Annotated in this window: 26 protein-coding genes and 4 pseudogenes; 13 read left to right on the top strand and 17 right to left on the bottom strand. The window is 59.0% G+C overall.

Annotated elements, in window-relative coordinates; genetic code table 11:
- Positions 1-20 precede the first annotated feature (20 nt).
- Positions 21-1160 (bottom strand): glutathione-independent formaldehyde dehydrogenase, encoded by a 1140-nt coding sequence (locus MJP36_RS16535; RefSeq protein ID WP_244383476.1) that lies wholly within the window; start codon positions 1158-1160, stop codon positions 21-23.
- Between the two features lie 222 nt (positions 1161-1382).
- Between MJP36_RS16535 and MJP36_RS16530 the strand changes: the two genes are divergently transcribed.
- Positions 1383-1664, top strand: a complete 282-nt coding sequence (locus MJP36_RS16530; RefSeq protein WP_244383475.1) for a hypothetical protein — start codon at positions 1383-1385, stop codon at positions 1662-1664.
- Between the two features lie 6 nt (positions 1665-1670).
- On the opposite strand, the gene MJP36_RS16525 is transcribed toward MJP36_RS16530, so the two are convergent.
- Entirely contained in the window at positions 1671-2735 is a 1065-nt protein-coding gene (locus tag MJP36_RS16525) for a M28 family peptidase (RefSeq protein WP_244383474.1), read from the bottom strand.
- A gap of 189 nt (positions 2736-2924) precedes the next feature.
- Here MJP36_RS16525 and MJP36_RS16520 point away from each other — a divergent pair, with 189 nt between their 5' ends.
- The 4 genes from MJP36_RS16520 (at position 2925) to MJP36_RS16505 (ending at position 4667) form a co-directional block, all read left to right on the top strand.
- Positions 2925-3692: an OBAP family protein gene (locus MJP36_RS16520; RefSeq protein ID WP_244383473.1), complete on the top strand. Its 768-nt coding sequence runs from the start codon at positions 2925-2927 to the stop codon at positions 3690-3692.
- Between the two features lie 100 nt (positions 3693-3792).
- Positions 3793-4074, top strand: a complete 282-nt coding sequence (locus MJP36_RS16515; RefSeq protein WP_161548052.1) for a hypothetical protein — start codon at positions 3793-3795, stop codon at positions 4072-4074.
- Between the two features lie 100 nt (positions 4075-4174).
- Complete coding sequence (locus tag MJP36_RS16510; RefSeq protein ID WP_104993795.1) at positions 4175-4423, top strand: DUF6555 family protein; 249 nt, start codon at positions 4175-4177, stop codon at positions 4421-4423.
- A 1-nt stretch (position 4424) separates the two neighbouring features.
- The gene (locus MJP36_RS16505) at positions 4425-4667 is read left to right on the top strand and encodes a hypothetical protein (protein ID WP_412046058.1); all 243 of its coding nucleotides are present in this window, start codon (positions 4425-4427) and stop codon (positions 4665-4667) included.
- Positions 4668-4752: 85 nt separating this feature from the next.
- On the opposite strand, the gene MJP36_RS16500 is transcribed toward MJP36_RS16505, so the two are convergent.
- From MJP36_RS16500 to MJP36_RS16490, 3 genes and pseudogenes are all read right to left on the bottom strand, one after another.
- Positions 4753-5610: an SDR family oxidoreductase gene (locus MJP36_RS16500; RefSeq protein WP_244383472.1), complete on the bottom strand. Its 858-nt coding sequence runs from the start codon at positions 5608-5610 to the stop codon at positions 4753-4755.
- A 140-nt stretch (positions 5611-5750) separates the two neighbouring features.
- A pseudogene (locus tag MJP36_RS16495) lies at positions 5751-6636 on the bottom strand (manganese catalase family protein).
- A 166-nt stretch (positions 6637-6802) separates the two neighbouring features.
- Entirely contained in the window at positions 6803-7063 is a 261-nt protein-coding gene (locus MJP36_RS16490) for a hypothetical protein (protein WP_244383471.1), read from the bottom strand.
- Positions 7064-7388: 325 nt separating this feature from the next.
- Here MJP36_RS16490 and MJP36_RS16485 point away from each other — a divergent pair, with 325 nt between their 5' ends.
- Entirely contained in the window at positions 7389-7571 is a 183-nt protein-coding gene (locus MJP36_RS16485) for a con-10 family general stress protein (protein WP_060753033.1), read from the top strand.
- A 301-nt stretch (positions 7572-7872) separates the two neighbouring features.
- Here MJP36_RS16485 and MJP36_RS16480 read toward each other — a convergent pair whose 3' ends face one another.
- The 6 genes and pseudogenes from MJP36_RS16480 to MJP36_RS16455 form a co-directional block, all read right to left on the bottom strand.
- The gene (locus MJP36_RS16480) at positions 7873-8991 is read right to left on the bottom strand and encodes a carboxylate-amine ligase (protein ID WP_244383470.1); all 1119 of its coding nucleotides are present in this window, start codon (positions 8989-8991) and stop codon (positions 7873-7875) included.
- Between the two features lie 6 nt (positions 8992-8997).
- Positions 8998-9978: a methyltransferase gene (locus MJP36_RS16475; RefSeq protein ID WP_244383469.1), complete on the bottom strand. Its 981-nt coding sequence runs from the start codon at positions 9976-9978 to the stop codon at positions 8998-9000.
- 19 nt (positions 9979-9997) lie between these two features.
- On the bottom strand, positions 9998-11374 hold the full coding sequence (locus MJP36_RS16470) for an iron-containing redox enzyme family protein (protein ID WP_244383468.1): 1377 nt from the start codon (positions 11372-11374) through the stop codon (positions 9998-10000).
- A gap of 358 nt (positions 11375-11732) precedes the next feature.
- Positions 11733-12173: pseudogene (locus MJP36_RS16465) on the bottom strand (DUF421 domain-containing protein); the annotation flags it as partial.
- Positions 12174-12181: 8 nt separating this feature from the next.
- Complete coding sequence (locus MJP36_RS16460) at positions 12182-12697, bottom strand: hypothetical protein (protein ID WP_244383467.1); 516 nt, start codon at positions 12695-12697, stop codon at positions 12182-12184.
- Between the two features lie 13 nt (positions 12698-12710).
- Positions 12711-12932 carry a PLD nuclease N-terminal domain-containing protein gene (locus MJP36_RS16455; protein WP_060753029.1) on the bottom strand — a complete coding sequence of 74 codons (222 nt, stop codon included), beginning with the start codon at positions 12930-12932 and terminating at the stop codon, positions 12711-12713.
- 302 nt (positions 12933-13234) lie between these two features.
- Here MJP36_RS16455 and MJP36_RS16450 point away from each other — a divergent pair, with 302 nt between their 5' ends.
- The 3 genes from MJP36_RS16450 to MJP36_RS16440 all read left to right on the top strand — a co-directional run bounded on the left by MJP36_RS16450 (position 13235) and on the right by MJP36_RS16440 (position 14625).
- Positions 13235-13411, top strand: a complete 177-nt coding sequence (locus MJP36_RS16450; protein ID WP_060753028.1) for a con-10 family general stress protein — start codon at positions 13235-13237, stop codon at positions 13409-13411.
- 297 nt (positions 13412-13708) lie between these two features.
- Positions 13709-14260, top strand: coding sequence for an ATP-dependent Clp protease proteolytic subunit (locus MJP36_RS16445; RefSeq protein ID WP_060753027.1), 552 nt, complete (start codon positions 13709-13711; stop codon positions 14258-14260).
- A 95-nt stretch (positions 14261-14355) separates the two neighbouring features.
- Entirely contained in the window at positions 14356-14625 is a 270-nt protein-coding gene (locus MJP36_RS16440) for a DUF6555 family protein (protein WP_244383466.1), read from the top strand.
- A 93-nt stretch (positions 14626-14718) separates the two neighbouring features.
- On the opposite strand, the gene MJP36_RS16435 is transcribed toward MJP36_RS16440, so the two are convergent.
- On the bottom strand, positions 14719-15219 hold the full coding sequence (locus tag MJP36_RS16435; protein ID WP_244383465.1) for a CinA family protein: 501 nt from the start codon (positions 15217-15219) through the stop codon (positions 14719-14721).
- A gap of 153 nt (positions 15220-15372) precedes the next feature.
- On the opposite strand from MJP36_RS16435, the gene ligD reads away from it, so the two are divergent.
- Positions 15373-18186, top strand: a complete 2814-nt coding sequence (ligD, locus tag MJP36_RS16430; RefSeq protein ID WP_244383464.1) for a DNA ligase D — start codon at positions 15373-15375, stop codon at positions 18184-18186.
- A gap of 40 nt (positions 18187-18226) precedes the next feature.
- Here ligD and MJP36_RS16425 read toward each other — a convergent pair whose 3' ends face one another.
- Positions 18227-19186, bottom strand: a complete 960-nt coding sequence (locus MJP36_RS16425) for a GlxA family transcriptional regulator (RefSeq protein ID WP_244385634.1) — start codon at positions 19184-19186, stop codon at positions 18227-18229.
- A gap of 94 nt (positions 19187-19280) precedes the next feature.
- Between MJP36_RS16425 and MJP36_RS16420 the strand changes: the two genes are divergently transcribed.
- A complete protein-coding gene (locus MJP36_RS16420; protein ID WP_244383463.1) occupies positions 19281-19754 on the top strand; it encodes a tautomerase family protein in 474 nt (157 codons plus the stop codon).
- 57 nt (positions 19755-19811) lie between these two features.
- Here the strand turns inward: MJP36_RS16420 and MJP36_RS28135 are convergent.
- Both MJP36_RS28135 and MJP36_RS28130 read right to left on the bottom strand, forming a co-directional pair.
- A pseudogene (locus MJP36_RS28135) lies at positions 19812-20405 on the bottom strand (methyl-accepting chemotaxis protein); the annotation flags it as partial.
- A 312-nt stretch (positions 20406-20717) separates the two neighbouring features.
- Positions 20718-21365, bottom strand: a pseudogene (locus MJP36_RS28130) (methyl-accepting chemotaxis protein); the annotation flags it as partial.
- 196 nt (positions 21366-21561) lie between these two features.
- On the opposite strand from MJP36_RS28130, the gene MJP36_RS16410 reads away from it, so the two are divergent.
- Positions 21562-22764 (top strand): multidrug effflux MFS transporter, encoded by a 1203-nt coding sequence (locus tag MJP36_RS16410; protein ID WP_205343866.1) that lies wholly within the window; start codon positions 21562-21564, stop codon positions 22762-22764.
- A gap of 110 nt (positions 22765-22874) precedes the next feature.
- Positions 22875-23138, top strand: a complete 264-nt coding sequence (locus MJP36_RS16405) for a DUF2790 domain-containing protein (RefSeq protein WP_090371046.1) — start codon at positions 22875-22877, stop codon at positions 23136-23138.
- Between the two features lie 24 nt (positions 23139-23162).
- Here the strand turns inward: MJP36_RS16405 and MJP36_RS16400 are convergent, their stop codons facing one another.
- Positions 23163-24077: a site-specific integrase gene (locus MJP36_RS16400; protein WP_244383461.1), complete on the bottom strand. Its 915-nt coding sequence runs from the start codon at positions 24075-24077 to the stop codon at positions 23163-23165.
- A 108-nt stretch (positions 24078-24185) separates the two neighbouring features.
- Positions 24186-25007: a M949_RS01915 family surface polysaccharide biosynthesis protein gene (locus MJP36_RS16395; protein WP_244383460.1), complete on the bottom strand. Its 822-nt coding sequence runs from the start codon at positions 25005-25007 to the stop codon at positions 24186-24188.
- Positions 25008-25374: the final 367 nt, after the last annotated feature.

The following is a 25374-nucleotide window of genomic DNA, read 5'->3' as shown; positions in this document are numbered from 1 at the left end:
CAGTGTGCCCTGCCCCCTGCTTAAGCTGCGGGTTTGAGCACAACCTTCGTCCAGCCATCGTCACGCGCGTCGAAATGCTGGTAGGCCTCTGGCCCTTCAGCGAGTGTGAGGCGATGAGAGATGATCTGCGACGGCTTTGCACGTCCGTGATAGATAAGCTCGGCCAAACGGCGATTGTAGGCTTTGACGTTGGCCTGCCCGGTCCGGATCTGCTGGCCCTTGAACCAAAATGCACCGAAATCGAAGGCCATCTTGCCCTCCTTCGCCAGCTCATTTTTTGCACCCGGGTCTTGTGGTACGAACACGCCGACGACGCCGATTCCGCCAGTCGCCTTGGTCGAGGCCACAAGATTATTCATGGTCAGGTGATTGGCTTCATGACCGTGGCGGTCGCAGCATTGATAACCGACGCACTCACAACCACGATCGGTACCTTTGCCCTGGGTCAGGTTCAATATCTGATCCACGGCTTCTTTTTCCAGCGCGTTGATCGGCGTTGCGCCCATCTGGGCCGCCAGCTTCAAGCGATCAGGTTGATTGTCGACCACGAACACCTGGGACGCGCCCTTGATCATGGCTGCGTGCGCGGCCATCAAGCCCACCGGGCCGGCGCCGTAGATGGCAATGCTTTCGCCCGGCAACAGGCCGGCTAATTCAGTGGCGTGCCAGCCTGTCGGGAAGATATCGGAGAGCATGACGTAATCTTCTTCGCGCTCTTGCGCATCTTCGGGTAACACCAGGCAGTTGAAATCGCCATACGGCACCCGCAGCAATTCTGCCTGGCCGCCCTGATAAGGCCCCATGTCGGCGAACCCATAGGCAGCGCCCGCAGTGCCCGGATTAGCCGTCAGGCAGAATCCGGTCAGGCCTTTTTCACAGTTTTCACAGAACCCGCAGCCGATATTGAAAGGCAAGCACACCCGGTCACCGACCTTGACTCGATCTACACCAGAGCCAATTTCAATGACCTCCCCCAGGTTCTCGTGGCCAAACACCCTTCCCGTTTCAAACGAAGTACGGCCTTCATACATGTGAAGATCAGATCCGCAGATATTGGTGGTGGTGACTCGCACCAGAATATCGGTGGGTTTCTCGATTTTGGCATCCGGAACATTTTGCACGCTGACGTCACGAGGGCCGTTATAAACGATGGCTTTCATTGCGTTCTCCCAGAAGCAAGACGAAAAGAAGTTTTCGTCAGCACATGTTTAATCTGTCCGGGAGAGCAATTCGTATGTTCAAGAAAATCGCATCAAGTCTGACGAGCGGTGCTCTGGATGAACGCTCAAAAAATCTGAATTATTCATCACCGAGTCTCTCTGTTCCTGTTTGGGCAGCCTTCCCTGCTTTCACCTCTGGAGCTGATAACACGAGGAACTCCTATGTCGAACGCTATGGACACGACGCAGCAGCCGATCACAATTGAATACCTGCTGGACACGCTGTTCGGGGTCAATGCACTCACTACCGAGTGCCTGGCGCAGAAGATCGACAAGGCGCCCGGCTTCCAGCTACAGCTCGCCCCGCCATGGCCGTCGCAGCTGAAACGCGCCCACAGCATTGCCTTTGAATGGCACGGCAGCGCCTGCCGTGGCGTGGTACAGCACGCCGAGCCACTGCCCGGCGGCGATCTGCTGTTGGATATCGAGCCGCAACCTCGGTAGCGCCGTTCATGGGGTGGTCAGGAACTCCACCAAGGTCGCCGCGCAGGCTTCGATTGCCCCGTCCACGATCAATTCATAGCCGTGGGTATTCTCCGTGGGAATGGCCACACAGCCGGCCTTGGCAGACGTGCCGTTACTCATGACGGCACTGGCGTCCGAGGCAAAGTCCACCAGCAACGCATATTGCGGGCTGTAGCCGCAGCGTTCTGCGGCAGCAGCCAGGCCCGTGACCACGGCCCTGGTGTAATAGCCCTTCTGGTCCCCGGTGTTAATGATCGGATCAACCCCCAAGCGTGTGCCGTATTCCTGCATGACCGGCCCCACCTCCACCGCCAGAGTGGTATCGCCTGGCAGCGTGGCAGCGGCGTACATGGCTCCGGCATTGCATTCCTCTTCGAGCGTGGTGAAGACCAGGTAGATATCGCGACTCACCGCTTGCCGGCGCGTTTGCAGGCGTTGGGCCGCGTGCAGTACGGCGGCGATGGGCGCGCGGTCATCCAGGAAGTGCGCGGCAATCGCATCTCCCACTCGGAAGGGCTCACGCCAATGACGGCTCAACACCACACGGCTACCCGGCCGAATACCCTGCGCGCGCAAGGCCTCGGCCGAACATCGAGTGATCACATGGACGTCGTTCCAGTGCACGTCGCCGGCTAACACATCAGCGCCTTGAGACGTATTGTTGGTGGCGTGCATCGAGCCGTAGGACAGCACGCCCGGCAAGCTATGCGTATCGCCCAGGATGTCCACCGGGCACACCCCGAAGTTGATCGGATTGGCCCCGCCGAGCGCCGTCACCCGCAGGGTGCCATCGGCTTCGACACGCTTGACCACCATGGCGATCTCATCCATGTGCGCCATGACTTTGACTGCCCGGCCGCGCTCACCATCGCCCTGTGCGCCCTTGATCAACCCGATCACATTGCCCGCTGCATCAACCCAGGCCTCGTCACACAGCGGCTGCAGGCTCTCCAGGCAAATGGCACGCACTTCGTCCTCCTGGCCGCCCGGCCCGCGTGCACGCAATAACCGGGTGAGTAACGCCGAGGATGGGTTTTCGCTGTTTTGCATGGGATGGCTCCCTCCTTTGCGGATACATGAGTGCGCCGTCAACGCCACGCTAAAAACGACCTTTCAAATCCCGCAGTGTTCAAGCGAAAGCGTTTTGAACGCACACGCCCACAGGTTTTCCAACGACCACAGCGTCAGATCTGGCTGCACTCCTGCAGCTTGAAATACGACAAGAGGATGGAACCTGCGATGACCCCTACCCAAGCAACCCGCATGGCCAAATCATTTTCCTGGGCCGCAACCTTCACCCTGCTCGGCGCCTGCGCGGGTAATGACTCGCCGTCGAATGTGGTGGCACCCGGCAAACCGACAATGCCCTCTACCCGCACACTGGACACCGGCGCAGCCATGCTCCAGTCGCGGCCGCCCGTGGATGCGTTGAACGCCTACCTGGACGGTTTTCACTTCTACAACGGCCACCCCGACGTACAAATGGAAGCCCACCACTACTGCGCGATCCTCAACGAAGAAGTGATCCAGTGCGTGATCTACGACGGCAATCGCAAGGATGCAAAGCTGATGGGCGTGGAATACATCATCAGTGAGCCGCTGTTCAACACCCTGCCGGCCCCTGAAAAGGCGTTGTGGCACAGCCACGTGCATGAAGTGAAGTCAGGGCAACTGGTCGCGCCGGGGATCCCCGAAGTGGCCGAGCACGCCCTCATGGAAAAACTGGTGCACACCTACGGCAAGACTTGGCACACCTGGCATACCGATCTCGATAAACGCCTGCCACTGGGCGTGCCTCAGTTGATGATGGGGTTTACCGCCGAAGGCCAGGCCGACCCGCGCATGGTTGCCGAACGCGATCAGCGTATGCGAATCGACAGCGCCGAAAAGAAGCAGGCTCGCGCCGACATCATTGCGCCTCCCATCGCCCCCGGTGCAGACGCATGGCGCCAGGGTGACGTTATCCAGATCACCGATCCGACGCTGAAGGCCCATCACCACCGATAGCACCACTCGTGCTTTTGGATGGAACGATCATCGCCGCGCCCTTCTCTACCGCAAAATCCCAACTCGGGGGCAACGGCCCCCTTACATGAGGTAATCCAGCATGTCTTACGACTTCCAAGGTACTGCCAGCGTGATAACTGCCTCGCGCCATCTGGGGACACCTTCGGATGAATGCCTGAATGAATCGGTCGAGATCCAACTGACCAGCAGTGGCAAGCCGACCGTTGCGCGATTGAATTTCGATAGCCCGTTGGAGTGGCCGGGGCACCCCAACTTTGTCACCGTCAACTTGCCCGACGGAACCTCCGTCAGCGGTGTCATCGCCGAGATCGAGCGGCCCGCAGATGCAGGCGGTTGGGTAACTTTCACAGTGGATGATTGAGCATCGAGAGGTGATCGGGTCACCTATCGAATTGTTGGACAATTCTTTTGAATTTTTTTTGACGTCAAATATCTGTACTTCATGAGCATAGGGAGGCCTCATGAAACACAACGATCTATTCACTATTGAATATCAGCTCCACGGCGAACCAAAGTCTTTCATCGTACGGGCGGCGCAAATGAACAATGCCGAGGCTTGGCATTGGGCCAGTTGCGATGCAGGGGTAGCTATCATCCCCAGATTTGGTCGGCAAGCCCTCAAGCGAGTCTCCAAACCCATGGCGGAGAAATACGGCATCAGCGACGTACGCTGGAGTACTGCGCAGCAGATTCAATGGGCGGAGGCTTGACATGATCAACAGCCAGACACTGGGTTACACCAGCACACAAGAGCGTGAGGACGAGGTCGAGCGCAACAACCAGATGTTTTTCGAAGCCGATCGACTGGATGCGCAAGCCTACCAAATCATTGAGTCGTACAGCGGTGATGCACAGACATGGGCGCGCTTCACCGAAGCCAAGCGGCTCGCGGATGCGCAGCGGACCGCGGCCTATCGAGAATGGATGCGTATCCACCGGGCGCGGCGCAAATAACCGTCAGCCCTAGCGATTTCAAGGCCCCTGATTCGGTTTTTAACACCGCCCTGGTCGAGCTCTGCCTCCCCAGGGCGGTGTTCATTCAGAGAATCGGTTTGCCCCCCGTCACGCCGTAGCGTTCGCCGGAAATATAACTGCCCTCGTCCGATGCCAGCAGTACGTAGATGGGCGCCACTTCGACCGGTTGACCGGGGCGTCCCAGCGGTGTGTTGCCGCCGAAGTTTTTCACCTGATCCTCAGTCATGGTCGACACGATCAACGGCGTCCAGATGGGTCCGGGAGCCACGCTGTTAACGCGGATACCGCGCTCGCCGAGCATTTGCGCCAGGCCCGCGGTGAAGTTGGCGATCGCGCCTTTGCTCGCGGCATACGGCAACAGCGTGGGGTTGGGCATGTCGGAATTGACCGAACTGGTGTTGATGATCGAGCTGCCTTTGGCCATGTGCGGCAGCGCGGCCTTGCATATGCGGAACATCGCGGTGACGTTGACGTTGAAGGTTTTCAGCCAGTCCTCGTCGGGAATGTCTTCCAGCGATTGGTAGGTCATCTGGAAGGCTGCATTGTTGACCAGCACATCGATACGCCCGAACTTCTCCACGGTATCGTTGACGATCGCCGTGCACTGCTGCGCGTTGCCCAAGTCGCCGGGCAACAGCAGGCATTGCCGCCCCGCCGCCTCGACCCAGCGTGCGGTCTCCTTGGCGTCTTCATGCTCGTCCAGGTAAGAAACCGCCACATCCGCGCCTTCACGGGCGAACGCGATGGCCACCGCACGGCCAATGCCGCTGTCCGCGCCCGTGACCAAGGCGATTTTGTTGGCAAGCCGGCCTGAGCCTTTGTAGGTCTGTTCACCACAATCGGGCATCGGGTCCATCTTGCGCTGTTCACCGGGCACCGGCTGTTGCTGGGTGTTGAACGGTGGTTTTGGATAGTGATTCATCGTGTTTTCTCCAGTCGTGATTAATGTTGCGAGGGTGCGTCGGGAGGGGAAGTTCAGATGGATGTGCGGTTAATCGGATAACCGTGCCGCACGATAGCAACCCGTGGCGAGGGGCTGGTTCCCTCGCCACGGGGCTTGGGTCAGAACTCGGGCTTGGGCTGCAACCCCATGCCCAGGTCGGCGCCGGTGATCGGATCGCTGAGGGGGGTCTGACACCGTGCGGATTTTCATCGCAGCCAGCACGGCTTCGTCTGCCTCGTCCAGCTGCACACTGGCCGTTCCATCGCCACCGTCGACCGCCGGTTGAGGGGACTCGACGAATTCCCAATCGTCGCCCTGGTTCCATGGGCCGCGCACACTTTCCGCACCTTGCGACATGTTGTAATAGACCTGTGCGAACTCAGGCTTGCCGGGTAACTTGCCTTGGGGAAAGTTCGGCTGGATCGCATGCAAGGCCTTTTCAAAGGAAATCTGGTGGGCGATTTCGCGCGTCATCAAAAAGCCCAGCGCATCCTTGACGCCTGGGTCGTCGGTAACGTTCATCAATCGCTCGTAGACGATCTTGGCGCGGGCTTCCGCGGCGATATTGGAGCGCATGTCGGCAGTGGGCTCGCCGATGGTGTCAACGTAGGCGGCGCTCCATGGCACCCCGGCGCTGTTGATCAGCGGCGCACCGGCACCGTACAAGAGGCTGGTGATGTGGGAATCATTGCCGGCACCGTTCAGCGAGCGGTACAACTCACCCTCCTCCTCCACGCCTTCCGCAAGGCGACCTTTGGCGCCCTTGTTGAGCATGACGATGATCGAGCCGACGATTTCCAGGTGGCTGAGTTCTTCAGTGGCGATGTCCATCAACAAGTCTTTACGCCCTGGGTCGTCTTCCGACAGGGCTTGGGTGAAATAGCGGGAGGCCGCTGCCAACTCGCCTTGGGCGCCGCCAAACTGCTCGAGTAAAAGGTTCGCCAGGCCCGGGTTGGGCTCGGCGACGCGTACGGTGTATTGAAGTCGCTTGTTATGTAGAAACATGAACAAATCTCCTCAGCTCAGGAAGGGGGCGGCGCCCGTTGCGGACACTCGCCCTACCTTCATGTGAAGCAACCGCCGGTTGAATAATTTCAAAATAAACCCCGGTGCTGCGACCAGCGGTCAAGCGCCGAGCTTCAAGCGAAGCGGCGTTCTAGAGCGCTCGCGTTCAATCGGCGCGGTGCTTTTGCGGCGCAGGCACGGTGTCGATCCCAGGCGTGCCATTGGGCGGCAACGCGGCCTCGCGGGCCTTGCCGGAGTTGGGCGGCTGTTGGGCATCTTCAGCGCAGGTGTCGTCGGGATGGTCCCAGTCAGTCGTGGCGTTGGGATCTTCGTTGCGCCCCGCCGTTCCCAGGACGCAACCGTCCTCATTCGGTGCAGGCGATTCTTCAAACGGTTGGTCTTGGCCATTGGATGAGTCGTGGTTCATGGCAAGCGTCTCCTGTGTGCGCGTATGAACTCATTTGGAATCTTGCGAAAGTTTCAAGTGCCACGCGAAGGACGAACGGCCGTAAGTTATCGATAGGCTGCAATGATTAAGTAGCCATTACCGGTAACACCTCTGTTTCGTCCCTGCAAAACTTATACGAAGCGGCAAGCGAAGATCATTTTTGTATAAGTTTTCAGTATTAATCGCCGTTCGTCGCCACATCCCGAAATTTGTAAAACGTTTTTCCATCGCCCGATATCGGAGTAAATGTCCGTTGCGAAACGGGCAACTAACGAAGCGCCAACTTAGTGACTGGAGAATTATCATGACTACAGGTAATAAAAACTCGGGTAACTTTGCCAATGACCGCGAAAAGGCTTCCGAAGCCGGGAAAAAAGGCGGCCAATCGTCAGGTGGCAATTTTGCCAATGATCGCGAAAAAGCCTCTGAAGCCGGGCGCAAGGGCGGCCAACAGAGCCACGGCGGTGGCCGTAAATCGGGTTCTTGAGTGACCGTGCATGGGGGCGGCTTTGCCGCCCCTTCGGTTTCGGTCTGGCATAGTCTTCACCGAGGCCTCACGCTATATTGCGCAAGGCATAAGCGGCTTGGGCACCTTACTGCTATTTAAATGATCGACATGCTGATTTGTTTTTATAATTGGTTTTAGTGCATTCATTTAGTTCGGTGGGCAGCACGCTTGAGTGACTGTGCTCGCGCTTGTGTTTCAACTTTAAATATCGCGACCTAAGACTGGTTATTGCATATTTCCGTGTGCTTTGTGCCGATAAGTAACCTGATCAATTTTCGTCTTATAAGCGCTGGCAACTTTCTTCCAACAACAGATCAACCACCGCTTGCCCGCGTTGCAAGGCAGACGCGCCCGGCGCATCGAAGGCACGTAGCTGACGCTCGGCACTGGTGCCGTCGCGCAGCATTTGCCGTATCTGCTCGAACACGCCCTCCTCGCCCACCGCACGAGCGGTATCGCCCCATTCTTGCTGCGCCAGCACCAGCCATTGTTCAAGCGATACGGGCTCTGTGTCCGGCGCCAGTACAAAGCGCGCATGGCGTCCCCAGCGTCGCGCTTGAATGCGGTTTTCCTTGAGCAACCAATGCTGCTCCAGGCTGTACTGGCTGCCGGGGGCCGGTAGCTGGCAGGCGTGTTTGATCATCACCCGGAACAGCCCGGCCAAGGCCAGCGCATCGCTCAAGCGCGGGCACGCATCGGTCATGCGCAACTCCAGCGTCGGGTAGCTCGACGAGGGTCGGCAACCCCACCACACATTCGCGTCATCGGCCAACACCCCGCTACGCTTCAACATATTCAGGTAGCGCTCGAAGCTCGGCTCATCCGGCAGATATTCAGGAATGCCCATGCGTGGCCATTCATCGCAGACCACCTGCCGATAACTGCAATAGCCGTTGGGCTGGCCCTGCCACAACGGCGACGAAACGCTGAGGGCCAAGAGCATCGGCAACTCAGGAAGCACCTCGTTCAACACGGCGATGCGGTCCACCCCCACCGGGATCTCGGCGTGGACATGCAGCCCACTGAGCACGCTGCGCTGCGCGACGCTCTGGAACTCCTCGAACAAGCGCTGGAAATGCGCCTGGGGCGTAGCGCGTTGCGCCTGCCAATCGGCCAACGGGTGCGCGCCGCTGCATATGAAGCCCAGCCCATGCTCGGCCAGTGCCTGGCTCAACTCGCGGCGCACCCGGCCAAGGTAAGCCGCAGCCTCTGCGGCGTCGGTAAACACCGGCGATGCGACCTCGACCTGGCCCTGGAACATCTCATAGGAAAAGCCCTCGCCAATCGCCTCGCGGCACACCGCGAGCACTTCGGCTGACGGTTCGGCGAGCATGCGCCGGCTGTGCAAATCGGTGATGAAATATTCTTCTTCGATGCCGAAGCGCTGTACGTGATCCATGGGCACTCAGCTCAGCCGAGTCACAGTGAGCGCCACCGCAGCGATGCGGTCGACACGCTCATAGCCTGGTTGCTCCAGCTCTTCGCCGAACACATCGGGGTCAAGCTCCTCGTAGGTCCAGCCAAACTCATCGCCGGTCAGCATGGCGCGAGCGGCTTCAAGAAACACATCACGACTCTCCACCATTGCCACGCCGGTGTAGAGCAGCAAAGTGCCGTCGCGCTCCAGGCGGGGCAAGGCTTCACGCAGGATGCGCAGCGACAGCGCTTCACCCAGCTCACCGCCGCCATGGCGATAGGCGCGCTGCTGGCTGTCCTTCATATAGGGTGGGTTGGCGAGGATCAGATCAAAGCGGCCGTCGACGCTGTCGAGTACATCACTGTGGTACACGCTGACGTTCGGCACCTCGGCCAATTCGGCGTTGACCGCACTCAGGCGCAGCGCCTTCGGGTTGATGTCCACCGCGAACACTTCTGCCTCAGGACGGGCACGCGCCACCAGCAAGGCAGCGGCGCCTGAACCGCAGCCGATGTCCACGGCCCGGCGAATCGGCGCGAAGCGTTGGCGCAGGCAGGCTTCAATCACACGGGCAAAACGGTAAGTGTCGGGGCCGAAAAACACCGAATCGGCCTCCTCGGTCGGAAACGCCGAATGCGCCAGCAACAAAGGCCCCAGGCTCGACCAACGCACCGTACTGTGCCAACGGCTGTGCGCCTTGACGATAATCCCCGCCTGTTGCAGCTCCTGCAGCTCGGCTGCCTCGAACACCTGCGTATCGAATGGCCGTGACCAACCGAAAATCCCGCGCAGGTCGCTGGCCGGTGCGTTGTCCCACCGCGCAATGACGCGCTGGTGAGTCAGAGGCGTGGGCGTGATGAAGTGATAGTCCTCGGCCTGCAAACGGCGGCCCAGGCGCAACAGCGCCCGGTCAGCCTGCGCTTGAGCCGATGACACAGGGGGTGTTGAACACAACAGCGAGTCGACCATGGTCAGGCTTCCTTGTCGATCAGCGCAGGCTCGCGCGCAATTCAATAAAGCGCCGGGTCGCATACAAACCGGCGGGACGATGATGGCGGTGAGGCGCCAGCCACGGTAACAACAGGTCCAACTGCCGCTCGCCGTTGTGCCGCGCCAGGGCCTGGCGCAAGGCGCAGGTTTCCGGGTCATCCGGCGTAGGCTCGTGGGTGCCTGACGACACCGGCCGCACCGGGCGTGGGCGTGCAATCGCGCTGGCGTCGTGCCAATCTCCGGCGATCCAGTCACGCAGCAGTTGTTTTTCATAGCCGCTGAAGACGCCGAACATCGCAGCGCCCGCGCCCTCGATCAACTGCCAGAAACGACTGTCTTCGGGAGCCTGGTTTCGCTTGATCCAACCCTTGTTCTCAAGGGCCTGCAAGAACCCGCGCACTTGGCCGGGCTGGGCCAGCCATTGGTTGACGGTCTTGCCTTCAAAGCGGCAGTAGTCCGAATGCATGTGCTGGGCAAACGGCCGCTTGCGTTCAAGCATTGCCACCAGCTCGTGTTCGAGGTCGAACGCCTGGATCACCGCGGTAGTGCCCAGCCCCAGATCGTTCAACTGATAACCACGGCGTACCCGCTGCCAGTATTCGGTTGCATCCATGCCGTTCGGCATCAACCCCAGCACTGCCTGCACGGCGCGTCGGGCATGACCGCTGCTGGCGTTGTCGATGGTGACATGGAGGCTGAAATAATAGGGGTCGATGCCCAGTTCCTTGAGCTCATAAGCGCAGATCAACAGGTGCAACGGCAGCTGCTCATAACCCAGGTTGTAGCCCAGGATCTCCGGCATGTGCGATGCGGCGCTCTGCCCCAGGGCCAACTGAATGGCGCCTTGGTGAAAGTGCTGATCCTGCCAGCCGAAATCGCCGTCACAGCCTTGCTCGGCCAACAGGCGTTGGTAAATCGACACATGGTTTTGCGTCGGTTCCCCATCGCCGAGCTCTTCCAGGTAGGTGGTCACAAGCCCGTCATAGCGGTAATCCTGCCAGTGGGTGAGTACCCCGTAGAGCCAGGCACCATCGACTTGTTTAGTCGGCGCCACGCACTGCAGGAAGTACAGGGCATGGGCTTTGTTCTGGAAATACCTGCGGCCGCCGCCTTGCTGCCGCTCTTGCAAATACTGCGCATATTGCTCGGCCACAGCGGTGCAATTGAGTTCGACCCAACTCATCAGTTGCTCGGGCGACGCGGGCAATGAAGTGTCTTCAGTGGTGCTGACCTGAGCCAGCTGCGCCTGCAGAAAATCTGCCGCCGATTGCGCGGCCCCCGTGTCCCAATCGGTGAGCAGGCGTTGGTACTCACTGCGCAACGGGCCTTCATGCTGCCACTGAGATGCACTTTGCAGGGTTTGAAAGACAGTCATAAGTGGTCCATCCACAATTTTTTATTCCGGTCTCGGCGGATGCCAATACCTGGTACGCGACGCTTTTTGGCGCTTCTATAAGGAGAGAGCCGCCCCCTGCTCAATAATTCCATCGGTGTGCGCCAAGGTCTGACCAAGGGCGCGGGGGTCAAGGCTTCAAGCGTTTTTCGTCTTCCGGGCCCGGTGTCACCCGTGCGCCGTCACCGTTTGAATCCGCGTTGCCCTCGCCTTCCCTGGACACGCGTTCGTCATCGGTGAGCCCCTGGCCGATGTCTTTTTCCGGCAGTTGTTCAGGAGTGTCGGTCCCGGCTTGAGTGGGAGTGGATTGCGTCTGCATCGGCGTGGCCTCCTCGGCTGGCTCATAGGGAATGATTGAAATTTTTCCATTGCGCTCAAGGATCGCGAATTTGATCTGGCTGATGTCGACAATGCCCTGAGCGGAGCGGGAGGCTTCAAGAATGTCGTCTGCGTCCAGTCGCGCCTGCTTCAGGCGCTTATGCAGCACGCGTCCCTGTTCGACCAACACCGTCGGCCCGCCATCGAGCAGGCGCGAGAACGAGCGGGAACGCTGCTTGAGCAATGAGAAGCCGATATCGATTGCGATCAACGTGACGATCACCAGCACAGCATTGGTCAACGAAAAATCGTCGCCCAACAACGCCTGCTGGGTCGCCTCGCCAATCACCATCAATAACACCAGGTCGAAGGTGGTGAGTTCCGCCAGGGAACGCCGGCCCGCGATCTTGAACAGGACCATCAGCACCAGGTAGATCGCGACAGCACGCAAGACCGAATCCATCGTTGCCCCTAGGGATAAATGAATTGTGAGAGGTGTACCGAGGCCCCCGTTGCACGGGACACCCTGGTTTCAAAACTGCCCACGCCGTCACTGCGCACGGTCAAGTGCAGCGTCGCCTGGCCTTTGTCATCACTGAGCACCCACAGCTTCACGCCCTCGCCGGCAGTGCTGGCCTTGAGCGGTTGCGGCTGCAGCATTTCAATATTGAAACCGCGTAACAGTTCGCCGCTGATTTCAACTTCCAGGGTTTCGCGTGCCTGGCCTTGCAGATGAATCACCAGCCCGTCGGAGGAGCCGTTGCGCAGGAACCGTTGGTACTCCACGTGCAGCTGCCCATCCGCGCTACGCGCCTGGCCGGTACTCAACGGGCCTTTTGAAAACAGCCCGGCCAAGGTCAGCCCCATCAGCAACACCAGCGCATACCAACCCACCCGTTCGAAGCGCCAGACCTTGCGCTGCAAGGTCATGTCTTCCTCCACGGGATAGGTACGGCTCTGCCAGTCGTCAGGTGCAGGGGTTTTCATAGGCAGCCTGCATTCAGCCCTTGCTGTGTTCGGGCGAGGACGGCCCCTTGGTGACGCCGCGCGGGCCGGCAATGGCCCATATTGCCGCGCCTAAAAACGGCAAAAGCACCACTATCGCGGTCCAGCCTGCCTTGCGCCCAGAGGGGTCGTCACTGCGCCAGACGCTGTTGATGATCCACAAATCGAGGAGTATGAGAACAACGGCCAAGCCTATCCAAAAGTAAGTGGTTTGCATGGGACACCTCCGGGTTATGCAGCGTTAGGTCATGCATAAACTGGCAGGGTTCATTATTTTTAAACGCCGTCGTTCACACTAAGCGAAGCGGCAACATGCTACTAGTTTAATATCGCGCGCTTGAAAAAGTTATACGAAGCGGTGTGAGTTAAATCGTTTTGTATAAGTTTTAAGCCGCTCTTTACCGTTTATCGGCATTTCCATAAATTATCAAAACGATTGCCAGCGCAGGCTTATCCGAATAGATGTTCGCTGCATCAAGGTGCAACTAGCGAAACGACAACTCATTGTGGAGATCTATCATGACTACCAGCAATAAGAATCCTGGAAATTTCGCCAACGATCATGCAAAGGCTGCCGAAGCCGGCAAAAAAGGCGGCCAGGCCTCTGGCGGCAACTTTGCCAATGATCGTGAAAAAGCCTCTGAGGCTGGCCGTAAAGGTGGCCAGAACAGCCATGGCGGCGGGCGCAAGTCGTAAGTGACCCAAACGGGGGGCGGCCTGGGCTGCCCCTTCATTTCAAGCTGGAGAACACACCATGCATGCGGCACCCGAACCTCAGCGACACGCCCCTCAACCAGCGACCGCCCGTGAAACGCGAGCGGTAGACGCCGCCAAGACACTGCCGACCCCCCCGAATTGTTATGAGCGGATGGAAACTGTCGAGCATGCGGAAGCCACTGTCCGCTCCTCACAGACACCTCCCATCTGTGAACGAACTCCGTAGCAGTGCTGGTTATTCATCAACGGTAGCCATCCCTGACTCAGAGGTGCCTTATGCCTTTGCATATCATCAACTTCACAGGCCCGGTCAACGCGTCGACCTGCAGCCAACTCATCGAAAAATCGTCATTGGCTGTCCAGCAGAACGCGACCGGCTTGATCGTGAACATCGCGACCATGGGCGGTGAGTGCAGTTATGGCTTCACGATGTACAACTTTTTACTGGCCCTGCCGATTCCGGTGCATACGCACAACCTGGGCACCGTGGAATCCATGGGCAATATCATTTTCCTGGCGGGCGAACGCAGAACGGCGTGCGAGCACAGCAAGTTCCTGTTCCATCCGTTTCACTGGCATGTACAGGGCGCTGTGGATCATTCGCGCATGTCGGAGTACGCCATGAGCCTGGACTACGACTTGCAGTTGTATGCGCGCATTGTTGCGCAGCGAACCGCGCAGGCCATTGAAAAGCTGGACACCGAAAACTACTTGATCGCCGCCCCGCGCATTCTTGATCCACATCAGGCGCTGGCCAGCGGCCTCATCCATGCAATCGAATTGCCCGTCATCCCGGCGGAATGTGTATGCAGCTTCATTCATTCCTAGCCAGGCAACGAGGCCCCTATCAAGAAACGCGAAGGAAAGCCGCTTCGAACTCAGAACACTTTCTGACTTGATGACAACATTCAGAAGGAGCTCACATGAAAAACACGTTATATATTATCGAGTATGAACTTCATCACGCCCCTAAATCTTTCATAATAAGAAGTGAAGCCATGACCAATGAAGAGGCGTGGCACTGGGCATGTTGCGATGCCGGGATAGGTATCATCCCCAAGTCGCGCAACGATAAGATCAAACGCATAAGCAAACCGCTCGCTGAACGTTATGGGCTTGAAAATGTGAGATGGCGTCCCTCAGGGAATATTCCATTTGTCGCACAACCCTATACGCCGCCTCCGCCCGAATAAACATGGCGTTCTAATACTGATATCAAGTCCATAAAAACAGCCCGCACTCAGTGCGGGCCAATCACGCTCGATGTTTACCCAAAGTTGTGCCCTTCACCCCCTCTCCCCGGCCCACGCACGATCGTAGAAATAAGGCAGGCATTTGAGTGCGTACTCCGCAGCGTACATCTGCACCTGCTCGCGCGAGCCGATAAAACGCTCCTTTCGACTGAACAGGCACAAACCCTGCGGGGCCCGATAAGCCCAGGCAAAGCAGATCGTTCCGGCCGGGATGCCATCGACGTCATCCGGGCCCAGGATGCCAGTCGTTGCAACGGCCACGTCAGCGGCGCTATCGCACAACGCACCTTGGGCCATTTCCCTGGCCACCTCGCAACTGGTCAAGTTGAACGTTTCGATGGTGTACGGGCGCACCTTCAACAGCCGCTGTTTTGCTTCGGGCGAATAGACAATGTAGCCGCTGTCTATGAACGATCCGCTCCCTTCAATCTGCGAAAGCAGCGTGATGATCTTGCCGGCGGTGCAGGATTCAGCGGTGGTGATCACTAAACCCTTGGATTCCAGGAACTCGACAGTTGAAGTGGCGATGCTCATTCCGGCCCCTCTGCCTATGGACTGTGTCGTACATAAAAATGACTGGGCCGTCGGGGCAGTTGTTCCAAATTTCTCTGCGGGAGCGATTATGAACTCACGTCACTTCGCGGCACTCGGATTAAAAGCCATGTGAATAAAGGGAGGATGGACGCAATGCGCAACCTCAAGATCGCCACGTTCAACGTCAACGGCATAGGGACGCGACTGCCCAACCTCCTGCAGTGGCTTGAAAAAGAACGCCCCGACATTGTGTGCCTGCAGGAACTGAAGGCCCAGGACAAGGCTTTCCCGGCAAGCGATCTGGAGGCGGCGGGCTATGGCTCATTGCATCATGGTCAAGCTGCGTGGAACGGCGTGGCCATTCTGGCGCGCGACTCCGAGCCCCTGTTGATTCATAAAGGCTTGCCCGGCGCGCAGGACGACTCGCAGTCTCGCTATCTTGAAGCGGCTGTACATAGGGTTGTCGTCGGGTGCCTGTACCTGCCCAACGGAAACCCGCAGCCAGGTCCCAAATTCGATTACAAGCTCAAGTGGTTCGAGCATCTGATTGCGCATGCCGAAACGCTGCAAGCCAGCGAACACCCGGTGGTGCTGGCGGGCGACTACAACGTCGTCCCCACCGACCTGGATATCTACAACCCCCGCTCCTGGCTCAAGGATGCACTCCTTCAACCAGAAAGCCGCGAATGCTTTCAAAGGCTGCTGAGCCAGGGTTGGATCGACTCGCTGAGACACTTGTACCCGCAAGAGCGTGTGTACACGTTCTGGGATTATTTCCGCCAGCATTGGCAGAAGAACTCCGGTTTGCGCATCGACCACCTGCTGCTGAACCCGGTGCTTGCCCCTCACCTCAAGAACGCCGGCGTGGACGCCTGGGTCCGGGGTGAAGAGCACCCCAGCGACCACGCGCCGACCTGGATCGAGATCTCAGCCGGCGTACAGCAGCGCCGCACCGTCGCGCAAAAGAAGCGCGCAGCTAAACCGGCAGCGTCCAAACCCGTCGAGAAATCGTCTACGTCACCGGCCAAACCGGGACAACCAGAGTTGGCCAATGCGCGGCCCAGCGCTCTCCCGGAAAGTCTGAAACCGGAACTGGCCACGCTGGTGGATTCAGCCCCTGAGGGGGATTGGCGCTATGAAGTCAAATTCGACGGTTACCGCATCATGGCGCGGGTGGACAAGGGCAAGGTGCGGTTGTTTACCCGCAACGGCCATGACTGGACGCACAAGCTGCCTCGCCAGGCCGAAGCCATTGCCGGCCTGGCCTTGAAGTCCGCGTGGCTGGATGGCGAAATCGTGGTTGCCAACGCGCAAGGCGTTCCCGATTTCCAGGCCCTGCAAAATGCCTTTGAGCTGGGCCGCGACGGCAATATTGTCTACTACCTCTTCGACATGCCCTTTCTCGACGGCATGGACTTGCGCGAGGTGCCCGTCGAACAGCGCCGGGAAGCCTTGTCCGGGATACTGGCGCGCAATGAAGATGAGGCCCTCAGGTATTCGCAAGACTTCGCCGAAACACCGCAGGCACTGCTGGACAGCGCATGCGAGATGCAAATGGAGGGTGTTATCGGCAAACGTGTTGGCAGTGCCTACGTATCACGCCGCAGCGGCGACTGGATCAAGCTCAAATGCAAACGCCGGCAGGAATTTGTGGTTGTCGGCTACACCGAGCCGAAAGGCTCGCGCAGTAAATTCGGGGCGCTACTGCTGGGGCTGCACGACATCGATAGCGGTGAGCTCAAATACGCAGGAAAGGTTGGCACCGGCTTCAACCAGACCACACTGAATACGATCTACGCACAATTAACCCCCCTAGAAGTCAAGCAGCCGGCAGTCGTCAACCCTCCCAAGGGCTTTGAAGCCAAGGACGTGCACTGGCTGAAGCCTGCGCTGCTGGCCGAGGTCACCTTTGCCGAGATCACCCAGGAAGGTTCCGTACGCCAAGCCGTGTTCCAGGGCCTGCGCAACGATAAACCCGCGCAGTCGATCATCGAAGAGCGCCCGGCCCATGCCGCTGAAGTGGAGAAAAAGCCGACCCGAAAACAGGCAATCGCGGCGAAAGCCAAAGGTAAAGCCGGCGACGATGCATCAACCACCATTCGGCTCACCCATCCGCAACGAGTGATTGACCCCAGCAGCGGCGCAACCAAACGTGACCTGGTGGACTACTGCATCGCCGTCTCTGACTGGCTTCTACCGCAGTTACTCAATCGCCCCGTCGCGCTGGTGCGCGCGCCGGACGGCATCGGCGCAGAGCTGTTTTTCCAGAAAAACCCGCAGCGTCTGGCAATCCCCGGCATCGAAATCATCGGCAAGGCAGAGACCGGCCACCCTGTCATGTTGATCAACAACCTGGAAGCGCTGATCGGCGCCGTGCAGATGAGCACGATTGAACTGCATACCTGGAACGCGGTTTCCAAAGATCTGCATCGCCCTGACCGATTTATTCTCGACCTTGACCCCGATCCGGCGCTGCCATGGAAAAGCATGGTCGAGGCCACCCAGCTGACATTAACGGTACTGGACGAGCTGGGGCTCAAATCGTTCCTGAAAACCAGCGGCGGCAAGGGTATGCACATTGTCGTGCCGTTGACGCCAAAAGCCGACTGGGATGCGGTCAAAAGCTTTAGCCATGCGATTGTCAAACATATCGCCAACCTGCTTCCCGATCGGTTCTCGGCAGTTTCCGGGCCGAAGAACCGGGTGGGACGGATTTTCATCGACTACCTGCGCAATGGCCTGGGTGCGACCACGATAAGCGCCTATTCACCGCGTAGCCGCGAGGGCTTGCCGGTGTCGGTGCCGATTTTCAGAGAGGAACTCAAAGAGATCAAAGGCGCCAACGCGTGGAACATCCACAACCTCCCTCAACGCCTGGAGGCACTCAAGGTTGATCCGTGGGCGGATATGCCGGGAACCCGACAGACCATCACAGCCCTGATGCGTAAACGCATCGGGCTCAAGTAGCCCCTGCCTGATGACCTGGCTAGCCGTTGCCCAAAGCGGCCTACCTCAGTTGCCTCGGAGTGGCATTCAGGTATTTCTTCAAGAGGCGGCGCAAAGCGGTTGGGTCGCTGAACCCCACTTGCCCGGCCACAGACTCCACCGAACAGCGACTACTCTCCAGGAGCGCTCGCGCCCTATTCAACTGGACCGTTCGAATCAAGTGCAACGGCCCCCGTCCTGTCGCCTTGGATACCTGCCTGGAGAGCGTTCGTGTGCTCATTCGCATCGTTTGTGCCAGAGCATCCACACTCATCGGAGTTGGCAGCGACGCCTCGATATGAGCGATCAACTCAGCAACCAGTTCACCTTGGGCCATCAACGCCGGCACCATGAAGGGTGATTGCAGTTGGCGCTGATTTAAAAGCAAAGCCCTGGCCACCGCCGCGACCAGTTCCGGCCCGAAACGTTGGCCGATCAAGTGCATCAATAAATCGGTGTGCCCCAACGCGGCTCCCGCAGTCACCAGCGGGGCGTCCTCAATCACCATCCGGTCCGGGTCGACATTGCAGCGACCTGCAACCCTTTGCCGCAATGTGGCGGCCAGCCACCAGGTGGTCGTCAGAGTCTTGCCGTCTGTCAGCCCCGCTGCGTGCAAAAGAAATACGGCAGAACATGACGCTGCAACCGTCCCGCCAGCGGCCACATGCTGACTCAAGGCGGTCAGTATCGGCGCCATCTCGGGCTGCAATAAGCTCGACTTCAGCGCGACCGGATCATCAACATCCAATCCAGGCAGAATCCAACAGGCTCGCCCATCAGACGGGAGTACCAAACGCTGCGTGAGCAGGCTCAGACCTGCCCCTAATGAAACGCGCCCTCCTGCCGTCGAGCAGACCATCCAGCGTGGCGCCGGCAGACCCAACCGGGGTGCCAACTTTCCGGCAGTGGAAAGTATGTCCAGGGTCAAGGTGACACTGGAGGCAAACGCGCCAGGGGGGACAACAACAATAAAATCGTGCATTGGCCGATTTTGCACGAAAGATGTCTGATCGGCCAATTTCATCTCAAGGTGCATAACGTTTCAATGGCGTCCCTCTCATTCGGAACATCTCTGTATGCCAAATATCACGATTAAGTTGCCCGCCAATGCGTTGAGTGCAAACACCCTTCAACAGCTTCTGGCCGCTGTTGACTGCGCAGCGGTAGAAGCCACCGGGCTCGGCAGTGACCCTCGTCAGCGGCTGCTGTGCTGGGTCATGCTTGATGAGGTGCCTGCTGCACACTGGCTATGCGGTGGCCAGAGCAACTTCGACCAAGTTGTGCCCTGCCACATACAGGTACTGGCTCCTGCCGGAGAATTGGATGCGGGACGCCGGGCTCACTACGCCGCAGCCCTGCATAAGGCAATTGCCGGCTGCCTGGGCGCGCAAGATCCTGTGCTGATGACATCCATCGTGATAAGTGACGTGATGGATGGAACCTGGGCCGCTAACGGCGATATCTGGCATCTGGCGGATTTCATCAGGGTAGCCGGGTATGCACGCCAGGAGGTTGTGGCAGACGCCGCCGGCACGCTGTTACCCAACTGAGCAGGCAAGAAAACGCCCGGCGATGCCGGGCGTTTTCCTTGAAGAACCGGGCCTGCCTTACAGCTGGAACCGGTCCACCGACTGCGACAGCTTGCCCGCAAGGCTCGACAACTCGTCTGTCGTCGAAGCGGTTTCGCCGATGACCCGGCTGTTGTTTTGCGACATACCCGCGATCATCTCCACCTGATGAGCAATTTCATTGCTGGCCAGGCTCTGTTCACTGATGGTGCGGGAAATATCCGTCACCAATTCAGTGGTGTTCAGCGTCGCCTGCAGGATCTCTCGGATCGCCCGTTCCACATCGGCGGTCACGGCCATGCCTTTATCCACCTGGGCAACCCCCTCCTCCATGCTCATCACCGCTTCGCGGGTGCTTTGCTGGATTCGCCCGACCATGCTGGCAATTTCCTGGGTGGACGCGCTGGTGCGCCCGGCGAGGCTGCGCACTTCATCGGCGACCACCGCAAAACCACGCCCTTGCTCTCCCGCACGGGCGGCTTCAATGGCGGCGTTCAGGGCCAGCAGGTTGGTTTGGTCGGCAATACCCTTGATCACTTGGATGATGCTGTAGATCGCTTCGGACTCTTTATCCAGCGTACGGATCACTTGCGCCGACTGCTGTGCGGAGCGTGCAATACCGTCCATGTCAGTCACCACCTGGTGAATCACCTGCCCGCCGTCCTTGGCCAGGCTCTGCGCCTGATTGGCCATGCTCAAGGCACGCTCGGAGTGCCGGGTGATTTCCTCGATGCTGGCGGTCATTTCACTCGCAGCGGCCGCCATGGTGCTGGCGGCGGAGCTTTGTTGCTGGCTGCTGTCGGCCACTTCATGGCAGCCCTGGCTCAGTTGCTCGCTCATACCGTTGACGCCGTGAGCGTTGCTGCGCACCACTTCGATCATGCCGCGCAAGTCGCGCTGCATGATCGCCAGGCTGCGGATCAATGAGCTGGCTTCGTCCTTGCGCTGGGGTTCGACGATCGGTTCGCTCAAGTTGCCTTGAGCAATGCTTGCGGCAATGCGGCTGGCAGCGCGCAAGGGCGCCATGATACTCAACGCGACCCAGCGGCCCTGGGCCAATAACAGCAACAGACTGGCGATCAGCACGACCGCCAGGGTGAGGTTGGCGTTATGGATGGTCTGCTGCGTGCCGACGCTGGTTTGCTGGGTGTTGGTTTCAATCTGCTCGCTCAGCGTCGCCATCTGATCTTCAAGCTGGCTGAAGATGCTATTGAAGGTCGCCAGTTCCCCGCGTGCGGCCTCGGGGTTGTCCAAGGCCAGCGCCACTATGCGCTCTCCTGCGCTGATGTAGGTGTCCAGGCTGGGTTTGATTTTTTCCAGACTTGCCTTCAGCGCATCGTCCAGCGGCAACTTCAGGTTGTCGCCCAACACTTGCCGAAAGTGTTCGGCATGTTCCTTGAGCGAGGCATTGACTTCGGCCGCGGTGCTGGTGCTTTTCCCCAGGCCCACCAGCATGGCCGACAACACGTCGGCGCGCAGGGCGTCGTGCATCATGTCGGCTTCCATGTGGTTACGCAGCACCGTCATGCTCATCTCGTTGTCCTGCACGGCCGCGGCCATCCGGGTATTCCCCAGGTAACTGGTCAGGCTCATGATCAACGCAGTGAGCAGTCCGGTCGCAATCAATAGCACCAAGCGCAATTTGATCGTCATGCAGATATCCCCATACCCAACGGTTTTAACATCGCTAACCACGTTATCGGCAGCCTTTGTCGTCAGTGAAGACCAAGTTTGCGGATCTGCACGAATCCCTTAAGCTGACCGGCCTTTGCTTCGCCTGGAATTGCACATGTCCCGTAGTATTGCCCGCCTCGCCGTGTTGCTGGGGTTGATCACGGCCATCGGCCCGTTCGCTATCGACAGCTACCTGCCGGCGCTGCCGACACTGGGTGCCAGCCTGCATGCCTCGCCAGCGGCGGTGCAGATGAGCCTGACCGTATTCTTCGTCATCATCGGCGTGTGCCAGTTGTTCTACGGGCCGATCAGCGATGTATTCGGGCGCAAGCCGCCGATTTATGCAGGGCTGGCGATTTTTGCCGTGGCCAGTGTCGGCTGTGCGCTGGCCCCCACTATCGAAGTGCTGATTGGCTTTCGTGCGCTGCAAGCCTTCGGCGCGTGCGCCGGGATGGTGATTCCCCGGGCGATTGTGCGTGACCTGTATACCGGCCATGAAGCCGCACGCTTGATGGCGTTGTTGATGCTGGTCATGAGTGTTTCGCCGATCCTGGCGCCACTGGCCGGCAGCCTGGTGATCTCGATCTGGAGCTGGCGCGAGGTATTTGCCGTGCTGGCCGTCGTGTCGGTGTTGTGCCTGGTGATGACGCGGCTGCAACTGCCCGAAACCCATCCGGCCGAACGCCGCCTGGGCAAGACGCTGGGCAATGCCATCGGCAGCTACGGGGCGTTATTGCGCGATCCGGTGTTCATCGGGTTATCGCTAGTCAGTGGCTTTGGCTTGGCCACCTTCTTCGTGTTCATCGGCAGTGCACCGTTCGTGTACATCGAGTATTTCGGCCTGACACCCACCCAATTCAGCCTGTGCTTTGCGCTCAATGCCGCGTCGTTCTTTACCATGAGCCAACTCACCGCGCGCCTGAGTGCCCGTTATGGGCTGGCGCGGCTGATTCGCGGGTCAGTGATCGCCGTCGCCAGTGTGTTGGGTTTGCTCGCGGTAACCACGGCATGGAGCAGTCATCTGGCCGTGATGATGAGCCTGCTGTTTATCGGCTTCGGTTTCCTCGGCCTGTTGTTGCCGGCGGCCGGCGTACTGTCCCTTGAGGATCATGGCGCGGTAGCGGGCTCCGCGTCAGCCTTGCTGGGCGCCATCCAGATGATCACCGGGGCGGTGTGCATGGCCCTGGTCGGTGTGTTTGCCGATCACACGCCTGCGCCGATGTTGGTGGGCATCGCACTGTGCGCACTGGCTGCGCTGCTCGTCACCCTGTGGACCTTGCGCCGTCTGCCGCCGCACCTGGTGACTGCGCGGTCCTGACATCGTTTTCACTGATAACCGCTATTGGCCGGAATCCGTTCAGCCCCTGCGGCCGGGCTTTATAGAATGGCAACCTCGTCAAACCACTCCCGCTGGGGTTGGAGGTTGCCATGCGTTACTTGCTGATTGCCGTGCTGAGCCTGTTCAGCACCCTCGCCGCCGCCCAGGGTGACCCCGGCCCGGGCGTCAATACGCCGGTCAACCAGGCCGACGATTACGCGCAAGACCTAGATATCGCCAAGGCCGTGCGCAGCACCCGCGCAGCGGCCACCGCCTGCGGGCCGGTCAAGGGGCATGTGATCTACGTCGATAGCCAGGGTGTGCGGCATGAACTGGACTACATCCGTGTCGGTGACGCCTGCCCCCACAGCTGAGCTCTTCTACAGATCTGAGCTCATCTACAGATCGAAACGATCCACCGCGCGCCGCCGCTCATTGTCGTCGCGCACGTCATAACTGGCCGTGGTCTGGATATTGGTGTGGTGCGCCAGTTTCTGGGCAATCGACAGGTCATGTTCTTCAATCACACGGGTGATGAATGAACGCCTGAAATCATGGGGCATGATCTTCACGCCCACCTGCTCGCCGCGCTGACGAGCGATGTAATAGATCGCATGCTTGGTAATACGCTCCCGGGTGATATGGCTGCCCCGGCGGATGCGGTTGAATAAAAATGTATCGTCCTCTTCCCCCTCTTTGAGTTGCTCGCGACGAAACGCCAGCCACGCCTGCAACTTGGCGAAGGCCCACTGCGGCGCGTACTTGAGGAGTTCTTTATGACCCTTGCCGGTCACGCGCAAACTGCGTTCCTCGAAGTTGACCTGCGCCAGATCCAGGTTGACCGATTCCGACTTGCGCATGCCTGAGCCATACAGAATGCCGATGACGGCGGCGTCGCGCAGGCCCTGAGGGCGCGGGTCGGCGGCGCAGACCTCCATGAGTTCGCGGATCAACGTGCGGCGCAGGTTGCGCCCCTGCGCCAGGCGTGTGCCGGAGGCGGCCTTGACTGAACGCATCTTGAGCAGATGATCCTGGCTGATCAGGCTCATGCGCCAGGCTTCGTTCATCACGCCACGCACGGCGTTCACATACAGCGAAGAGGTATTCGGCGCATAGCCGTCCTCGCGCAAGGCTGCAATCAGGGCGATCACGTGTTCCGGTTGCAGCAGGTGCCAGTCGATCTCTTCGAGGTTGATGTCTTCGAAACCGAGGCGGTCGGCGGCATCCTGCAGCACGTAACGCATGGTCAATTGGCTGGAGGGCGCCAGGCGGGTGAGGTAGAGGGTCAGCGGGTTGCGGATAGTCTCAGTCAAAACAGTTTAGCCTTTGGATTAAATACACCTATCAACTCGTTGATTAATAGGTGTATTTAGTGAATTGGCGAAGGCCGAGTCTAACGCAGGACCGGCCCTGGCACAAAATCACGGCGATTGATCGTCCTCCACCGGGTCTTGGGCCTGGGACTGTGACTGGCTCCAATCGGCATCCTGCGCCTGCATCAGGGCAAACCAATGCTGGCGCATGAACGCCAGGTAGCTGTCCGGCGCCTTGGCGAAGTCCTTCTCATCGCCATAACAGCCCGGCAGCGGCAGTTCGGTGCCCTGCTCCTGGTACTGACTCACCAGCGCCTGTTGCGCGGCGACGCTGCAATCCTTGGGCAACGGCATGCCACGCAACGCACCGGCTTCCTCGTCCCACCAGCTTGCGCCCACACGATCAACGCCGCGCAGGCGGTATTTCTGCGCTTTCCCCACATGCATGATCAGCTTGAATTCACGCGGGCTGACGTCGCTGGTGCAGGTGCGCGAGTAACCCACCGTGGCCTGGGTGATGCCATCTCCCGCCAGGTCGGTGACTTTGGTGGCGGCCCGGTCAAAACGTAGCGCGGCATCGAACTCGCAATGCTGTACATCGTCATAGAGCATCCAGACACGTTTGGGATGATTGCCATCCAGCAAATACTGGGCAGCGTAGACAAAGGCCGACTGGGTGCCATCGTCGTCCCGCTCGCTGACCTGCTCGGCGAGTACCAGCAGGTTCTTGCCCTGGCGGTCGTCCCAGGTATAGGCCGCGACCTGTTTGCCGCGCACCTCGACGCCTTCCGGCACCTGGTCGATCGTGGTGAGCGTTACACCGTCGTCGGCACACACGGTTGTAGGGCCGGCCACGCTGAGCAATAACCCCATCAACGACCCTATCAAGGCTGGCCGCAACTGGCCGCGAAAAAGCTGCACGCTGTTCATCCGAGTATCCAGGCAAGAGATGGCTTACTTTACCGGCACTTGAGGGCTAATGCAGAGAAGATTGTTGAATGTGGGGTTAAATCGCCAGGCGACTGCGTAGGGAATCTATCCCTTGGCGCGTCAGCTACTTAGCTGAACCCTGGCTGTCTATTTGTGAAAAAAACGAGTTTTTCATATGCCTTTCATATTCGTTGAACATTTTTCCGCTTAACCTTGGGTGTATGACTTCAGAACGAACCGCGTTTTTCCTAACTAACCCGTTGATCTTTCCTATATTTCATCTTTACTCTGCTGGCCCATGGAAGAAACTCGCGCCCGTCCTCAGGAATGTCAAATGAATGCCGCAACCCCACGCTACGTTTAGTCC

The organism is Pseudomonas palleroniana (assembly GCF_022836895.1).
GTDB classification, from domain to species: Bacteria; Pseudomonadota; Gammaproteobacteria; order Pseudomonadales; family Pseudomonadaceae; genus Aquipseudomonas; species Aquipseudomonas palleroniana.
The sequence above is the reverse complement of the archived record's forward strand: the minus strand, read 5'-3'. Positions and strand labels throughout refer to the sequence as shown.

Bases quoted from the DNA above. Each gene is read 5' to 3' on its own strand.
- MJP36_RS16535 (WP_244383476.1), bottom strand. From the start codon at position 1,160: ATGAAAGCCATCGTTTATAACGGCCCTCGTGACGTCAGCGTGCAAAAT.
- MJP36_RS16530 (WP_244383475.1), top strand. From the start codon at position 1,383: ATGTCGAACGCTATGGACACGACGCAGCAGCCGATCACAATTGAATAC.
- MJP36_RS16525 (WP_244383474.1), bottom strand. From the start codon at position 2,735: ATGCAAAACAGCGAAAACCCATCCTCGGCGTTACTCACCCGGTTATTG.
- MJP36_RS16520 (WP_244383473.1), top strand. From the start codon at position 2,925: ATGACCCCTACCCAAGCAACCCGCATGGCCAAATCATTTTCCTGGGCC.
- MJP36_RS16515 (WP_161548052.1), top strand. From the start codon at position 3,793: ATGTCTTACGACTTCCAAGGTACTGCCAGCGTGATAACTGCCTCGCGC.
- MJP36_RS16510 (WP_104993795.1), top strand. From the start codon at position 4,175: ATGAAACACAACGATCTATTCACTATTGAATATCAGCTCCACGGCGAA.
- MJP36_RS16505 (WP_412046058.1), top strand. From the start codon at position 4,425: ATGATCAACAGCCAGACACTGGGTTACACCAGCACACAAGAGCGTGAG.
- MJP36_RS16500 (WP_244383472.1), bottom strand. From the start codon at position 5,610: ATGAATCACTATCCAAAACCACCGTTCAACACCCAGCAACAGCCGGTG.
- MJP36_RS16490 (WP_244383471.1), bottom strand. From the start codon at position 7,063: ATGAACCACGACTCATCCAATGGCCAAGACCAACCGTTTGAAGAATCG.
- MJP36_RS16485 (WP_060753033.1), top strand. From the start codon at position 7,389: ATGACTACAGGTAATAAAAACTCGGGTAACTTTGCCAATGACCGCGAA.
- MJP36_RS16480 (WP_244383470.1), bottom strand. From the start codon at position 8,991: ATGGATCACGTACAGCGCTTCGGCATCGAAGAAGAATATTTCATCACC.
- MJP36_RS16475 (WP_244383469.1), bottom strand. From the start codon at position 9,978: ATGGTCGACTCGCTGTTGTGTTCAACACCCCCTGTGTCATCGGCTCAA.
- MJP36_RS16470 (WP_244383468.1), bottom strand. From the start codon at position 11,374: ATGACTGTCTTTCAAACCCTGCAAAGTGCATCTCAGTGGCAGCATGAA.
- MJP36_RS16460 (WP_244383467.1), bottom strand. From the start codon at position 12,697: ATGAAAACCCCTGCACCTGACGACTGGCAGAGCCGTACCTATCCCGTG.
- MJP36_RS16455 (WP_060753029.1), bottom strand. From the start codon at position 12,932: ATGCAAACCACTTACTTTTGGATAGGCTTGGCCGTTGTTCTCATACTC.
- MJP36_RS16450 (WP_060753028.1), top strand. From the start codon at position 13,235: ATGACTACCAGCAATAAGAATCCTGGAAATTTCGCCAACGATCATGCA.
- MJP36_RS16445 (WP_060753027.1), top strand. From the start codon at position 13,709: ATGCCTTTGCATATCATCAACTTCACAGGCCCGGTCAACGCGTCGACC.
- MJP36_RS16440 (WP_244383466.1), top strand. From the start codon at position 14,356: ATGAAAAACACGTTATATATTATCGAGTATGAACTTCATCACGCCCCT.
- MJP36_RS16435 (WP_244383465.1), bottom strand. From the start codon at position 15,219: ATGAGCATCGCCACTTCAACTGTCGAGTTCCTGGAATCCAAGGGTTTA.
- ligD (WP_244383464.1), top strand. From the start codon at position 15,373: ATGCGCAACCTCAAGATCGCCACGTTCAACGTCAACGGCATAGGGACG.
- MJP36_RS16425 (WP_244385634.1), bottom strand. From the start codon at position 19,186: ATGCACGATTTTATTGTTGTTGTCCCCCCTGGCGCGTTTGCCTCCAGT.
- MJP36_RS16420 (WP_244383463.1), top strand. From the start codon at position 19,281: ATGCCAAATATCACGATTAAGTTGCCCGCCAATGCGTTGAGTGCAAAC.
- MJP36_RS16410 (WP_205343866.1), top strand. From the start codon at position 21,562: ATGTCCCGTAGTATTGCCCGCCTCGCCGTGTTGCTGGGGTTGATCACG.
- MJP36_RS16405 (WP_090371046.1), top strand. From the start codon at position 22,875: ATGCGTTACTTGCTGATTGCCGTGCTGAGCCTGTTCAGCACCCTCGCC.
- MJP36_RS16395 (WP_244383460.1), bottom strand. From the start codon at position 25,007: ATGAACAGCGTGCAGCTTTTTCGCGGCCAGTTGCGGCCAGCCTTGATA.